This is a genomic window from Qipengyuania sp. NPDC077410 (assembly GCF_044543405.1).
Classification (GTDB): Bacteria; Pseudomonadota; Alphaproteobacteria; order Sphingomonadales; family Sphingomonadaceae; genus Qipengyuania; species Qipengyuania pacifica.
On sequence record NZ_JBITWB010000002.1, the window covers coordinates 366,601 to 381,402 of the forward strand.

General features: G+C 60.2%; 11 protein-coding genes, 1 tRNA gene and 1 pseudogene. 4 read left to right on the top strand and 9 right to left on the bottom strand.

Translation table 11 applies throughout. The features are described 5' to 3' along the window. Nucleotides 1–48: 48 nt before the first annotated feature. The 6 genes from ACIGGE_RS09740 to infA form a co-directional block, all read right to left on the bottom strand. Nucleotides 49–1,356: a cation:proton antiporter gene (locus ACIGGE_RS09740; RefSeq protein ID WP_397490189.1), complete on the bottom strand. Its 1,308-nt coding sequence runs from the start codon at nt 1,354–1,356 to the stop codon at nt 49–51. 438 nt (nt 1,357–1,794) lie between these two features. After that, nucleotides 1,795–1,869, bottom strand: a tRNA-Phe gene (locus ACIGGE_RS09745). Nucleotides 1,870–1,961: 92 nt separating this feature from the next. Beyond that, nucleotides 1,962–2,150, bottom strand: coding sequence for a DNA gyrase inhibitor YacG (locus ACIGGE_RS09750; RefSeq protein ID WP_397490190.1), 189 nt, complete (start codon nt 2,148–2,150; stop codon nt 1,962–1,964). After that, on the bottom strand, nt 2,140–3,132 hold the full coding sequence (locus ACIGGE_RS09755) for a ribonuclease E/G (protein ID WP_397490191.1): 993 nt from the start codon (nt 3,130–3,132) through the stop codon (nt 2,140–2,142). The genes ACIGGE_RS09750 and ACIGGE_RS09755 overlap by 11 nt, the downstream gene beginning before the upstream one ends. After that, a complete protein-coding gene (locus tag ACIGGE_RS09760; protein WP_196846561.1) occupies nt 3,086–3,661 on the bottom strand; it encodes a nucleoside triphosphate pyrophosphatase in 576 nt (191 codons plus the stop codon). Before ACIGGE_RS09760 ends, ACIGGE_RS09755 begins: the two co-directional genes overlap by 47 nt. A 6-nt stretch (nt 3,662–3,667) precedes the next feature. After that, a complete protein-coding gene (gene infA / locus ACIGGE_RS09765; protein ID WP_007163491.1) occupies nt 3,668–3,913 on the bottom strand; it encodes a translation initiation factor IF-1 in 246 nt (81 codons plus the stop codon). Between the two features lie 204 nt (nt 3,914–4,117). Here infA and ACIGGE_RS09770 point away from each other — a divergent pair, with 204 nt between their 5' ends. Further along, nucleotides 4,118–7,066, top strand: coding sequence for a TonB-dependent receptor domain-containing protein (locus tag ACIGGE_RS09770; protein ID WP_397490192.1), 2,949 nt, complete (start codon nt 4,118–4,120; stop codon nt 7,064–7,066). A 28-nt stretch (nt 7,067–7,094) separates the two neighbouring features. Here the strand turns inward: ACIGGE_RS09770 and ACIGGE_RS09775 are convergent, their stop codons facing one another. After that, nucleotides 7,095–8,279 carry an NAD(P)/FAD-dependent oxidoreductase gene (locus ACIGGE_RS09775; protein ID WP_397490193.1) on the bottom strand — a complete coding sequence of 395 codons (1,185 nt, stop codon included), beginning with the start codon at nt 8,277–8,279 and terminating at the stop codon, nt 7,095–7,097. Between the two features lies 1 nt (nt 8,280). Further along, nucleotides 8,281–9,603, bottom strand: coding sequence for an APC family permease (locus tag ACIGGE_RS09780; RefSeq protein ID WP_397490194.1), 1,323 nt, complete (start codon nt 9,601–9,603; stop codon nt 8,281–8,283). Between the two features lie 28 nt (nt 9,604–9,631). On the opposite strand from ACIGGE_RS09780, the gene uvrC reads away from it, so the two are divergent. Then, on the top strand, nt 9,632–11,590 hold the full coding sequence (uvrC, locus tag ACIGGE_RS09785) for an excinuclease ABC subunit UvrC (protein WP_397490195.1): 1,959 nt from the start codon (nt 9,632–9,634) through the stop codon (nt 11,588–11,590). Nucleotides 11,591–11,858: 268 nt separating this feature from the next. After that, nucleotides 11,859–13,283: a M16 family metallopeptidase gene (locus ACIGGE_RS09790; RefSeq protein ID WP_397490196.1), complete on the top strand. Its 1,425-nt coding sequence runs from the start codon at nt 11,859–11,861 to the stop codon at nt 13,281–13,283. Between the two features lie 110 nt (nt 13,284–13,393). Here the strand turns inward: ACIGGE_RS09790 and ACIGGE_RS09795 are convergent. After that, nucleotides 13,394–13,724 (bottom strand): annotated as a pseudogene (locus ACIGGE_RS09795) (M28 family peptidase); the annotation flags it as partial. 205 nt (nt 13,725–13,929) lie between these two features. Here ACIGGE_RS09795 and ACIGGE_RS09800 point away from each other — a divergent pair. After that, on the top strand, nt 13,930–14,742 hold the full coding sequence (locus tag ACIGGE_RS09800; protein ID WP_397490198.1) for a class I SAM-dependent methyltransferase: 813 nt from the start codon (nt 13,930–13,932) through the stop codon (nt 14,740–14,742). The last annotated feature ends 60 nt before the right edge of the window (nt 14,743–14,802 follow it).

Genomic DNA, 14,802 nt, shown 5'->3' on the forward strand with positions numbered 1-14,802 from the left:
CCCGGGGCGATTGATCCCGCGCTTACCGGAAGGGGCCGGGGAAAGCAATCATGCGGGCGGACTGCCGCGGGCTTCCCGTTCCACGGCGGGCGCGCGATCTTCTTTCAGCTTTTCGATCAGCCGGCCCAGAGTGGCGCGCTGAACCAGGACGCTGAACAGGACGGCGGCGAATGTCGCGGCAAGGATGAGGTCGCGGGTTTCCCCGGGCGGGAGCGAAAGCGCGAGCGCGATCGAAATGCCGCCGCGCAGGCCGCCCCACCACAGCACCGGCCCCGCACCCTTGTCCTGCAGGCGAGCGGCGGGGATCGTCCTGGTGGACACGATGATGCTGATGGCACGGGCCGCCAGCGTAAGCGGAATCGCCGCCAGAGCGAGGATGGCTTCCTCGAAGCCGACGACCAGGACAATCATTTCGAGCCCGATCAGAAGGAACAGCACCGAATTGAGCAATTCGTCCACGAGCTCCCAGAACTTGATGACATAGTCGCGGGTCACATCGCTCATCGCATAGGTAACCCCCTGGTTGCCGACTAGCAGGCCCGCGACAGCCATGGCCAGCGGGCCCGATACATGCAGATAGCTGCACAGGGCATACCCGCCCATGACGATAGCCAGCGTCACCAGCACTTCCAGCGCGTATTCGTCCATTCCCGCCAGAGCGCGGTAGCCGACATAACCTGCCGCTAGCCCGACGAGGATGCCGCCGCCTGCCTCAATCGCGAACAGCCGCGCACCTTCGGCCAGTGAGAATTCGGTGCCGCTGATGGCAGCGCCCAGCAGAATGATGAAGACGACGATGCCCACACCGTCGTTGAACAGGCTTTCGCCCGCCACCGCGCTTTGCAGGGACTGAGGTACGCTCTCTTCCCTGAGCACACCGAGCACGGACACCGGATCTGTCGGGGCGATCAGCGCGCCGAAGACGAAGTACCAGATGGGTGCGACGGGCAGGGCAAGCAGCAGGCCGACGCCCCACATCGCCAGGCCGACGAGCACGGTCGAGACGATCACGCCCACGGTCGAAAGCAGGAGAACCGGAAGCCAGGCGACCTTCAGCCGGTCGAGATCGACATGCAATGCACCGGCGAAGAGCAGAAAACTCAGCATCCCCTGCAGCAGCGTTTCGGTGAAATTCAGCTGCCGCAAGATGTCGGTCACCCAGTCGCCCAGCGTAATCGCGGGAATGAAGGCATTCGCAATCATCAGGCCGATGGCCGTCAACGCGCCCATCACGGTCAAGCCGATGACATGGGGCAGCTTGATGAAATGATGGTTGAACCAGCCCAGCAAGGCGGAAGCCACGACGAGGATCGCGGCAATGTCGAAAGCGGAAAGCGCGCTGCTGGTGTCATGCATAGGGCGTGCCTAGCTTGCGCGGGGGTGGAGGGGAAGCGTCGCGGGTAAGGGGCAGGATGCATACCAGCGGTGAAGCCGAGTTATGCGGTCATCTTCGCGGAACCGTGCGAGGTTCCTCAGCATCAATACGTTAATCGGTCAGGTGAGTATGGACTGCAGTATAGGGGAGCTGGAAATAATCCAGCACGTCGCCCGCCGCTTTCCCGACCGTACTTTGTGAATCCTTGAAGAGCAATTCTCGTAGATTGATACCCAACCCCACAAAAATATGCCGCTTCGGGACGATACCGGCCGCCCTATCTTCCAGAAGGAAATCATCTCCGTGATAGCCCAGGTGCAGTTCGAGGTACCGAAGCGGGCTATTATCGAAGGCTTCGAAGCCGGCCGGCTTGAGCGCAAGGAAATAGCGTTGCTGCTGAAGATCTGCTGGAGAAGAAGTGGTGCCCAGGGGCGGAGTCGAACCACCGACACGACGATTTTCAATCGTCTGCTCTACCACTGAGCTACCCGGGCACACTGCGTCTGCTATGGAGCCTGAAAGGGCCCCGTGAGCAGTGAGAGCGCGCCTATGGCGAAGCTCGTCCGCCTTGGCAAGGGGGGAATTTCTACTCTTCCTTGCCGTCGCTGAATTCCGCCGCGATTTCTTCGGGCAGGGCAGGCCGCCCGGCCACGGAATAGCCGTCGCCAAACCATTTCGATAAATCGCGGTCGCGGCAGCGGCTGGAACAGAACGGCGCGTATTCTTCGCTGCGGGCCCGTTTGCAGATCGGGCAAGGGCGGGATCTAGTCGTCATGCGGGACGATCTGGGCAGTGGCCGCTTCGATCGCAAGCCCCGGGTCGATCGCAATGCGCACCGGGCGCGCGGTGCGCCGCTCGAGTTCGGCGATCCATTCGGGCCCGAGCCGTGGCCTCAACGCGGGATGAACGGTCAACAATGTCGCGCCGGGCCCTTCGACCATTTCGGCGCGGCGTAGCGCCATGCGGGCCGCCATACCTATGCGCGAGGTGGCGAAACGATGCAGCAGCGACGGGCCGTGAAGCCGAGCAACAATCTGAACGAGGCCGAAGCCGTTCATTGCCGTGCGTTCATGGGAAAAACCCGACAACGCCTCTTCGAGCGCCGAATCCACCGCCTTGCGGTCGGATTTCGTCTGGAGGGTTGGAAAATCGATCCCGATCGAGCCGCCGAGATCGAAGAGCGTGAGCCAGCGTGCGATTTGCGGAACTGCGGCGAGGGACAGTTCGCGCGGAGGCAGGTCGCCATCGATATCGATCAGTGTCATGGCCGGCGTCACCGCAAAGAGTAGCGAGCCGCCAGCGAACTCGACCTCGCCGGAGGATGCAGCATGCCAGATGTCTTCCCAGACCCCCGCGGGGAAGCGACGGACCGACCTGGCGTTGGCCGACGGATCAGATAGTGTGCCAGCAATCGTTGAAACCGGCCGGGCGGCTGGGAGTTTGAAGCGTCCGCGTTCCGTCATCGCGCTGCGCGTTATGGCGAAAAGATAGTTTGCGCCCTCGCTTGCATCGCGCGGAAGTTTATCCACCAGAACCTCGCGGCCGGAGGGATGTTGCGCGGTTCCTCGTGCGCCTGTCTTGCGCAGCAGCTTGCCTTCGAATTCATCGCCCGCCTGGATTTCACCCGGCCAGTGGACGCCGGCGGCGAGAGGTGTTTCACCATCAAGCAGCAGGGCCCGGCGTTCGCCGATACCCTCTTCGACCTGCCATTCAGGCAATGTCGAACCCAGCGGCGCGCAGCAATGTGCGCGTTTCATAGAGAGGCAGGCCAACCACACCCGAATGGCTGCCCTGAATCCGGCTGATCAACCCTTCCGCGATGCCCTGAATGGCATAGCCACCTGCCTTGCCTTCCCATTCGCCGCTGGCGAGATAGGCGTCGATTTCGGCGGACGAGAGGCGCTTGAACATTACCACCGTTTCGCTCAGCCGTTCACGGATGGCGCCGTCCGGTGCGCGAAGGGCGATGGCGGAAAGGACGCGGTGGCGTCGACCCGACAGCAGTTCGAGGCATTTGCGGGCCGTGGCTTCGTCTTCGGCCTTGGGCAGGATGCGGCGGCCCGCGGCTACGACCGTGTCGCCGGCGAGTACGTGGCCGTCACCGGATGCGGCAGCCTGCGCCTTTTCGCGCGCCATGCGCTTTGCATAGTCGCGCGGCAATTCGCCCTTATGGGGCGTTTCATCGATGTCCGCGGGATTGATGGCAGCAGGCGTCAACCCGAGACGGGCGAGAAGCTCGCGCCTGCGGGGACTGGCCGATGCTAGAACGAGGGTGGGCTGGCCCACGTGCGCTTATTGGGGGCCGGGGCCGCCGCGACCTGGCATGAAGCGGTAAGTAATGCGCGCCTTCGTGAGATCGTAGGGCGTCAGTTCGCAAAGCACTTCGTCACCGACGAGCACGCGGATACGGTTCTTGCGCATCTTGCCGGCGGTGTGGCCGAGCACTTCATGGCCGTTCTCGAGCTCGACGCGGAACATCGCATTGGGCAGCAGTTCCACCACCCTGCCGCGCATTTCGAGAAGTTCTTCTTTCGCCATGTAGTTCCTTGGACTGTGCCGTTGGTCGATTTGTGTCGCGCGCCCATAGCGGCAGTAGGGACAAAAGGGAAGACTCGGTCGTTAAGCGCGGCGCAAGGCTGGCGCGACATTTTGTTACCCGACATTTCTTGCCTGCCGGCTCCGCCTCGTCCAGCCATGCTGCCGGGGACGGAAGAGAATTGAGACAGGATCACAACGCTTTCCATGCACTATCTCCCCCGTATTTCCGCACTTGCGCTGACCATTGCGCTTGCCACGCCGGCCTTCGCACAGGATGCCGATCCCGCACCTGCGACAAGCCAGCAAGGATCGCAGGACGAACCCCTTCCCGACGATGCCATCATCGTAACCGGCGAACGTGTGCGCGGGCAGGTGCAGACCGATGTCCCGCCGGTGGTCGAACTCGATGAAGCGGACATTGCAGCCTACGGTGCGGATTCGCTGGCTGACCTGATCGAGCAATTGGGGCCCCAGACGGGATCGGCCAGTGGCCGCGGCAGCGGGCGTCCGGTCTTCCTGGTCAACGGACGGCGCGTTTCGAGCTTCCGCGAGTTCCGCCGCTATCCGCCCGAAGCGATCGTCAAGGTAGAGGTATTTCCGGAAGAGGTCGCCCTGCAATATGGCTATCCCGCCGATCAGCGCGTGGTCAATTTCATCCTGAAGGACAATTTCGCCAGCCGCGAGGTAGAACTGGAATACGGACAGCCCACGGCAGGGGGCCGGTCGAGCGGCGAAGCGGAATATTCGCAGCTGACTATCAACGGCGGCGACCGTCTGTTGCTGGGTGCGGAATTCAACACGTCATCCATGCTGACGGAAGCCGAACGCGGGATCATCCAGACCGAAAACAGCGTGCCGACCGTGGCGTCCGATCCGGATCCTGCCGCCTTTCGCAGCCTTGCCTCCGACAGCGAAGGGTTCGAGCTCGAGACAACCTGGAACACCAGTTTCGGCGAAGGCGCGCGGGCGCCGACTTTCTCGATCAACGGCAATCTGGAGCGCAGCGTCACCCGATCGCTGTCCGGGCTGGATACGGTGCTGCTGACCGATCCCGATGGTAACACCGAACTGCGCGCGATCGATGCCGATCCGATCACGCGCCGGACATCTTCGACCACCGCCTCATTGGGCAGTTCGTTGAACGCGCCCGTGGGCGACTGGAACCTTGCCCTGACGCTGGATGCAGCGCGCGGATGGAGCACATCGGAAATCGACCGCCGACGCGATACGAGCGGCCTGGTGGCAGCTGCCGCTGCGGGCGAGATCGACATCACGGGTGATCTGGGGACCGTCCCCAGCGCTGGTTTCGATGAGGCGCGCAGCAAGACCTATACGATCGATACACTCGCGACGCTCACGGGGCAGCCGATCCTACTGCCGAGCGGCGAGGTCAATGTGACCGCCAAGGTCGGGTACAAGCTCAACGGAATCGACAGCACAGACACGCGTACGAACGGGCTGGAAACATCGCTCAACCGCCGCCGCGCGCTTGCCGGCGTCAATCTGGGTATACCGCTTGCCAGCGCGCGCGAGGATTTCCTCGGCGCGTTGGGCGAACTCAGTCTCGATTTGGGCGGTGGCATCGACGACCTTTCCGATTTCGGGACGCTGACGAACTGGAATGCCGGATTGAACTGGCGGCCGTCTGAAAGCCTGTCGCTGCAGGCGAGCTACACCGTGCGCGAGGCCGCACCGAGCCTGACCCAGCTTGGATCGCCGCAGATCGTCGACGTCAACGTCCCGGTGTTCGACTTTGTCACTGGCGACACGGTGCTGGCCAACGTCGTCACGGGCGGCAATCCGGATCTGCTTGCGGAGACGCAGCGCGATATCAAGCTGTCCGCATCCTACGATTTCGATCTGTTCGACAGGTCCAATTTCCGCGTCGAATATTTCCGCAACCGTTCGGACGACGTGACCGAAAGCTTCCCCGTCCTGACACCCGCCATCGAGGCGGCATTCCCTGATCGCGTGACACGCGTCGATGGGCAGTTGGTGGAGCTGGACCGGCGGCCGGTGACGTTTGCCGAACGTAATTCTTCGCGCATCCGCTACGGTTTCAACTTCTTCGGCAAAGTCGGCAAGCCCGCCCCCGAGAGCGAAGGCGGCGGCGGAAGGCGCGGAGGCTTCATGGCGCGCATGGGCGCTGCCGGAGGACAAGGATCGGCACCGGGACAGGGCGGAGCAGGGCAGGGCCGTGGCGGCTTCAACACCGAGCGCTTCGCCCAAATTCGCGCGCAATTCTGCAAGGAAGGCGCAGAGCCCGATATTTCTCAATTGCCAGAACAGATGCAGCAGCGACTGCGCGGCGAAGACGGACAGATCGATCCGGCCCGTGTCGCACAGATGCGCGAACGCTTCTGCAGCGCGGATGGTGCGCCCGATCCGCAGCGAATGGCCGCGATGCGCCAAGCGCTTTGCATAGGTTGGAACGCGGCAGATCCGTCCGCCTCAACCCCGGTTGATCTTGCCGCACTGCCCGAACGCATTCGCGAGCGCCTGACGGGCCCCGATGGCCAGATCGACGAAGCCCGGTTGAACGAGTTGCGCAGCCGGGTCTGCGCTTCGCCGCAAGCCGGAAAAGACGGAGCCGAAACACGTACTGCCGGTTCGTCCGGGGCTGGTGAAGCGCGAGGAGGCGGCCGCCGTGGTGGCGGCGGAGGACGTGGCGGTCGGGGCGGCGGCGACGGTCAAGGACGCTGGAACCTGTCGCTCTATCACACGATCGAACTCGAGAATTCGGCGCTGATCGCGCCTGGCATTCCGGAACTCGATCTACTGAACGGCGACGCCCTGAGCGGATCGGGCATCAGCCGGCATAACTTTACCATGGAAGGCGGGCTGTTCTACAAGGGCATGGGTCTGCGCCTGTCGGGCAATTATGCCAGCGGCACCGATGTGGACACGCTGACGTTCCATGACCTTGCCACTTTCGACCTGCGCCTGTTCATGAATCTCGAGGAGCAGAAGTGGCTCACCGGTGAGACACCGGGCTTTTTCAAGGGAGCGCGCCTCTCGCTCCGGGTCGACAACATCTTCGATGCCCGGCAGCGTGTGACGGATGAGAACGGACTAGTCCCACTTGGCTATCAGCCTGACCTCGTCGATCCGTTGGGACGTGTGGTTTCGCTCGAGCTGCGGAAAGTCTTTTGATTGCTGGCGGGTTGGCGCGGGCGAGCGTTTACAGCGCGTCGCCCGCCGCGACGCCGCTAGCCCAGGCCCATTGGAAATTATAACCGCCAAGCCAGCCGGTCACATCAACTGCCTCACCAATGGCGAACAGGCCGGGAAGGCGCTTCGCTTCCATTGTGCGGGACGACAGTTCGGCAGTAGAGATACCGCCGACGGTGACCTCCGCCTTGGCAAAGCCTTCGGTCCCGTTCGGATGGAACGCCCAGCGTTTCAACCGCTCACCTGCGCTGCGTAAAGCCTTGTCGGGCATATTGCCGAGGTCGCCTTCGATCCCGATCTTGTCGGCCAGGATATCGGCCAGCCGTGCCGGGAGAGCTTCACGCAAAAGAGTCTTCAAGCCAACGCGCGGGCTGGTGCGCTTTGCATCCATCAGCCACTCAGCTGTCTGGTCGGGCAGGAAATCTACCAGCAGCGGATCGCCTGGTCGCCAGTACGAACTGGCCTGAAGGATCGCCGGACCAGACAAGCCGCGATGGGTGAATAACGCTGCTTCTGCAAAGGAGGCTTTGTTGGCAGTGGCCACAACGGGCGCGGACACGCCGGAAATATCGCGAAACAGGACCTCTTCGCCGCCGAGTGTTAACGGAACGAGCGCGGGGCGGGGCTCCACCAGCTTCAATCCGAACTGGCGCGCCAATTCGTAGGCATAACTGGTGGCGCCCATTTTCGGGATGGATGGTCCGCCGGTCGCAATGACAAGAGCGGGCGCGGTTGACGCTTCAGCCGAAGTGGTGACCTTAAATAGGCCGTCACGTTCGACCGACGCAATTTCCTCGCCGCAGCGGATTTCTACGTCGCCGCCACTCTCACGCGCACGTGCGCATTCCTCCAGTAGCATGGCAACGATCTGCTTTGCCGATCCATCGCAGAACAATTGGCCGAGCGTCTTTTCATGCCACGCGATGCCGTAGCTTTCTACAAGCGAGAGAAAGTCGCGCGAGGTATAACGCGCCAGCGCCGATTTCGCGAAATGAGGATTGGCACTGAGGTAATTGGTTGGTCCGGCGCCGATATTGGTGAAGTTGCATCGACCGCCGCCCGATATCAGGATTTTCTTACCCGGTTTTTCAGCCCGTTCGAGCACCAAGACGCGCTTACCCCGTTGACCGGCACGCGCCGCACACATCAATCCGGCGGCCCCCGCGCCGAGAATTATCGCGTCGAAACTGGCCATGTCAGCGCGGGGCGAGCGGTTCAGCCGGTCGTTCCTGCCGCGCGACAAAATAGAGCAGCGTTCCCGCTACGACCAAACCGCCGAAAACCTGCCAGCTCTGTGCATCGGCATGGGTGCCGACCCAAAGTGTGCTCAACACCGTGAGGATCGACACAAAGCCATGTACCGGATCGATCCTTCCTTCGCGATGTTCGATCACCGGAAGAGCAAAGGCTGCGATGAGGTAGGTGAGGAGGCGGGTCAGGGTGCCCGCCAAAGCCAGCACCATGAAACCTTCCCACAGCCCGAAGGCGATGCTCGCGGCGCCATAGAACAGGATCGAGTTGACCGGAGTATCAAGCCTTGGCGACACGGCCATGAACCAGCGTGGCAACATGCCCCGCTCGGCCATGCCGAATGTCATCCGGGGAAGACTGATGCCGCCTGCGAAATTATTCGCTCCGATGCTGAAGGCCGCGGCAATAACTATGGCGATCGCGCCTGCCGGACCCATTGCCGCATCGGCTGCCAATGCCAACGGGTTTTCGGAATCCGCAGCCACGCCGGGATCGATGGCGATATAGGCCCAGATGACCAGCATGTAGAGCAGCGTAACCGCCCCCAGCATCGCGACCAGCGCCAGCGGTACGTCGCGCTTGGGGTTCTTCATTTCGCCTGCGGGCAGCACGACATATTCAAAGCCGATGAAGGCGTAATATGTAAGCAGAACCACGCTTTCCGCATCGGTGAATTCAGGCAGAACCAGCCCCGCACGTGGATCGCCGGCGAATAGCCCGGCAAAGATCAAGGCCAACAGGGGCAGAAGCTTCACGGCTGTGAGGGCGCTCAGCGTGGCAACCGAACTTCTCAGGCTGAAGAGGTTCACGATGGTAATGAAGCCAATGAAGCCTGCGACCAGCAGCGGGCGCAGGACCGGTCCGTCAAGCACGGGAAAGAGCGTGGCGAGATAGGAGACCATGACATGCGTGTTTGCCGCCACGGTAACGATGGCGCTGGCATAACGCGCCCAGCCCGCCTGAAAACCGACGAACCGCCCAAACGCCGCTTCGCCATAGAGGATGGGACCACCCGAATGTTCGAACCGCGCCGACAGCCAGGCAAAGGTCAGCGTGAGTGGAAGGAACAGCAGTCCCCCGAGCAGTATCATCCAGGGCGCGAAGTCGCCCACGGCCAAGAACAGTGTGGCGGGCAGGGCGAAGATCCCCGCGCCGATCATGCCGTTCACCGGCAATAGTGAAGCGCCGAACAGCCCCATGGTCCGCGGCGGTGCGAGTGGTTTCCCGTCCATCGCGCGGTGGATGGCCGCAAACGCTGCTTTGCACAAGCACTCGCCTCGCACTATCTCCACCGCCATGTCGCGTACGAAAGCCAGTTCTCCACACGATCCGAGAGGCAAGGAGCGTTTTCACGAGGAAAGCGCGACCAAGGTCGTGGCCAGCGCGCAGCCCGATCTCGAAGCCGGTATCACGGCGATCCGCGATACGGTGAAAACACTAAAGCCACGGCCCGGCGTCTACCGCATGCTCGATACGCGAGGGGATGTGCTTTATGTCGGGAAAGCGCGCAGCCTGAAGGCGCGCGTGGCGAACTACACCCAGATAAAGGGGCTCACCAACCGCATCCAGCGCATGATCAGCCAGTGCCGCGCGATGGAAATCGTTACCACCAATTCCGAAGCAGAAGCGCTGCTGCTCGAAGCCCAGTTGATCAAACGCTACCGTCCGCCGTTCAATGTGCTGCTGCGCGACGACAAGAGCTTCCCCTTCATCCTGCTGCGCGCCGATCATGCCTATCCGCGAATCATGAAGCATCGCGGTGCGCGCAAGGCCAAGGGGAATTATTACGGCCCCTTCGCCAGCGCCGGTTCCGTCAACAAGACGCTGAACGCGCTGCAGAAGCTGTTCCTGCTCCGCAGCTGCACCGACAGCTTTTTCAACAATCGCGACCGGCCTTGTTTGCTTTACCAGATCAAGCGCTGTTCGGCCCCCTGTGTCGGCCGCATCGACGAAGCGGGCTATGCCAGCCTTGTGCGAGAAGCGAAGGATTTCCTTGGCGGCAAATCGGGCGCCGTTCAGACGCAGATCGAAAAGCAGATGGCGAGGGCGGCCGAAGATCTGGATTTCGAGACCGCGGCCATCCTGCGCGACCGTTTGCGTGCGGCAACCTTCATCCAGGGTAGCCAGGCCATCAATGCGCAGGGAGTCGGCGACGCGGATGTCTTCGCACTCGCAGCCAAGGGTGGGCAAGTAGGCGTGCAGGCTTTCTTTATTCGCGGCGGGCAGAACTGGGGGCACCGCACGTTCTATCCGCGCAATATCGGCGATCTCGACATGGACGAGGTGTTGTCCGATGTGCTGCTGCAATTTTACGAGGAAGTGCCTCCTCCGCGTACGATACTGGTCGATCGCGAACTTGCCGAACAGGCACTCGTTGCAGAAGCGCTGGCTGAAAAGGCGGGACATTCGGTGGCGATCTCGATCCCGCAGCGTGGCACGCGCAGGAAGTTGATGAGCCAGGCACAGCGCAATGCTGTGGAGGCATTGGACCGGAGGCTGGCCGAAAGCGGTACGAAGGCAAAGGTTCTGCGCGAACTGGCCGAATTCCTTGAACTGGATGACGTCCCGCAACGTATCGAGGTTTACGACAACAGCCATATCCAGGGTACGAAGGCGGTTGGTGCGATGGTCGTGGCAAGTGCGGAAGGGTTCGAGAAGGGCCAGTACCGCAAGTTCAATATCAAGAGCGCGCAGACCAATGACGACTTCGGCATGATGCGCGAAGTGATGAGCCGCCGCTTCCGCAACCTCGCTAAAAATCCGGATGGCGAGGAGGGGAAGGCGAATAGCCACGAAACCGTATGGCCCGATCTCGTCCTGATCGACGGAGGCAAGGGCCAGATGTCATCGGTGCGCGACACTCTGGCGGAAATGGGGATCGAGAATGTGCCCCTGATCGCCATTGCCAAGGGCCCGCATCACGGGCGGGAGGGTCGCGAGGTGTTCCACTTCCCGGATGGGCGGGAAAAGACTCTGCCGGTGAATTCACCGCTGCTGTTTTATCTGCAGACCCTGCGGGATGAGGTTCACCGCTACGCCATCGGTGCCCACCGCGCAAAGCGCAGCCGCGCGATCACCGCATCACCGCTGGATGAGATTCCCGGCATCGGCCCCTCGCGCAAGCGCGCGCTCCTGCTGCACTTCGGCACCGCGGGAAAAGTAAGAGCGGCCGCGCTAGACGACCTCAAACGCGCGCCCGGTATCAGCGAAGGCGTGGCGCAGCAGATCTACGACTTCTATCACGCCGGCGGGTGAGGCTCAGAACCATTGAAGGCTAACTCCCCGTCCTGGCTAGTGGATTTAGTCTGGCTAAATTGATCGCGAATATTCATCAGGGTAGATCAGCTGTTTGATTTTTAGGTGGCGAAAAATGTTCATTAGCGTCGCCGTTTTCCTGTGAGAGCATTCCCCGCAACATACTGTGAATGGGTGGCAGCCAGCAATGATGAGACCGTTAACCTGCCGATTTTGGGTAACACTTTCAGCGGTGTTTTTGCTTGGCATTTTGCCCACTGAAGGCTCCTTGGCGTCGGAAGACGTCCAATCGGAGCTTTCCCCACATGGCACTTTGCCCTTGGTAGGTTCTTATGAAGTCATCGACGCGAGGACTGGCGAACTTCCAAACGGCCTGCGTTACGTTATTTTGCCGCGCAAATCATCCGAGCCCGGAATTGGCATCGAGATGTACGTTGAAGGGGGATTCATTGCGGAACGCCGACCAGGTGAGCGCGGACTTGTCCATTTCATCGAGCACATGGCTTTCGATGGCACGACGAACATACCGCCGGGCCAACTCCTCGAGATAGGTATGCCAGTATCATTCCCGGCTCCATCTGCCGGAGCAACCGATTGGCGCGGTTCAAGGTACTACTTCTCGTCCCGCACTAGTAAAGTGAAGGACATAGATACCCTCCTATTTATTCTGCGGGAGTTTGCGAGCGAGCAGACCTTTCTGCCGGAAGCGATTGAGCGCCAACGTGCAGACGTGCTCAGAGAAATGGACGAGAAGAGGATCGGGAATCACATTTATGCCGATCTTGTCGCGGCCGTTGGGCCTGGAACACCGACCGACCTTATCGATGCTCAGAACTCGCAAGATGTGGCGAACGCACCAATCGAAGTGATCGAGGCACTTTATCGCGATCTTTATCACCCAGTATCGACAGTGATCAGCGTTGTTGGCGATGTCGATCCAGATGCAGTCATAGCCTTGATCGAAGACCGTTTCGGTGACTGGCGGCCAGAAGGTACGAGACGAGAGCCTTCTTCGGAATGGGAATTAGAAGCTGATAAGATTTCAAATCTCAGCGTCGCTGCCGAGCCTCGAAGTCGCATCGGCACAGCGCTGAGTTGGTCGCTTCCTTCGTCCGATACACCACTGCGACGCCTTGTTGCGCTCGATGCCGCCCTGATGGACATGCTGGCTGTCGAAGCCCTGTCCGCGCGCTTAGAAGCGCAGGATCCTGACACGGATAAAAGCAATCTGAGAGTGAGCATTGATGATGGCACAAACGGATACCGATTGGTTTTAATTGTTCTCGTGCAACCTGAGAGGGATTGGGTAGCGTCGGTATCCAATCTCTCCGAACTGGCCTGTTCTCTCCACAGTCGTGGATTCTCACCGGACGAGTGGCGCACCGCAAAGGCATCAACCCTCGCATCGCTTCACGACCGGGCGAGGGCGGTTGGATCAGTTACGAACGTGGCTCTGGCCGGCCAGCTTGCAAACGCCCATTCGCGGGGAATTTGGGTTTTCAGCCCGTCAGAGCTTCTCTTCCATGCAACCAAGATTTTTCCCGACCTAGACGAGTCCCGGGGAAATGCGTGGCTGCGAGATCGGATTATCTCTGGTGTGCAGCATTTGCGTGTCGAGACACCCGCGCTGTCCGCTTACGAACACCCTACTGAGATTGTTCGCAAAGAATTTGGGTCGCAGAGTTGCGAGTAATCTTATTGCATTTCAACTTGAGAAACACACTTACTCTTGAGGTTGACGTACGCCCCTCGCGCCTGCGCTTTCCTCGCGCACTTGCTTGAACTCGGAGCCGTCCTTCCACATAAGCCACGCTTGGCAAGGCTGAAATGGTCCGCTCGATAGAACAGGCCGCGTTCGGGAGGCTTTCCTCGCTTACCGTACGCCTCTGGGCTTGTGCAAAGCGGGCAAGATCGTCTTCGTACTGTGGCCTTTACCGATCAGGATCACATCCTTCGACCGGCCCGCGGTTTGCAACATGTCCAGGTTGAAATTGGCGACGGTCTTGTCCAGCAGATAAATTGGATCGGCGGCATAGTATTCGGATCCGAGCAAACCGCGCTCTTCCGCAGTCCAGAAGGCGAAGATCACGCTGCGTTCGGGCGCGGGGCCACTCTTGAATGCGCGCCCGGCATCAGCGAAGGCGTGGCGCAGCAGATCTACTACTTCTACCACGCGGGCGGGTGACGGTCGTGGAATGACTTAGGAGCGCGCTCTGACCGTTTCGATCGTGCTCGTCGCTTTTTCGTAATGAGCGAGAGAATATTTGCTATCCGGATAGGCGCCTTGCAGTTCAAGCACTCCAATCTATAGGAACGCCAAGCAGCTTTTGGAAGAATTTATGCATGAACAGCTTGGGCGCGCCGATGTCGCGGGTTTAGGTGCCCCGTATGCGGAACCTCGAAAAATTGAATCTTTAAGTGATTGTTATTTCTACCACACGATGGACGTCCCCGGCCATGGGACCATCGCAGGCGAGTGGGACCTCCGAGGTCGTGAGGGCGAGTATTTAGGGCATTTCGACTTTGCGGGTAAGCGCGTGCTCGACGTTGGTGCAGCCTCCGGCATTTTGAGCTTCTTCATTGAGAAGCAAGGCGCCGATGTGGTTTCATACGACCTGTCGGATGAATTCGATTGGGATATTGTTCCTTTCGAAGTCAATGACAATAAAGCTGCACGGGAAAGCCGTCGCAATCATTTGCGAATGATTAATAATGGCTACTGGCTATGTCATGAAGCTTTTTCTTCTAGAGCAAAGATGGTCAATGGAGTGGTATACGACATTCCAACCTCAATTGGTTCTGTAGAAGTTTCCGTTTTTGGAAGCATTCTATTGCACCTGCGCGACCCTTTTCTAGCCCTGGAGAATGCCGCGCGTATTACCGATGAGACGATTATAGTTGCCGATCTTTCGCCCTATTCTAAATTGAAGAGCAAGTTTGCGAAAAATCCAAAGTTCATGCCTCGTGGTTCTGATCCGCACGGTATAACTGACGGTTGGTATCGTCTCCCCCCGCTGCTGGTTGAAGAATACTTGCGCATCCTTGGATTTGAGAAAGCGAGGATTGAATGGCACAAGTTTACGTACGGCTCTCAAGAGCGGTGGATTTACACGATCATAGCTGACCGTGTTCGGCCAAAACGGAATGTGTGACGCTCAAGCGCAGGCAATTGAAATGGCTGGCCCTCAGCTTTATTCGGCCGGTTCATTATC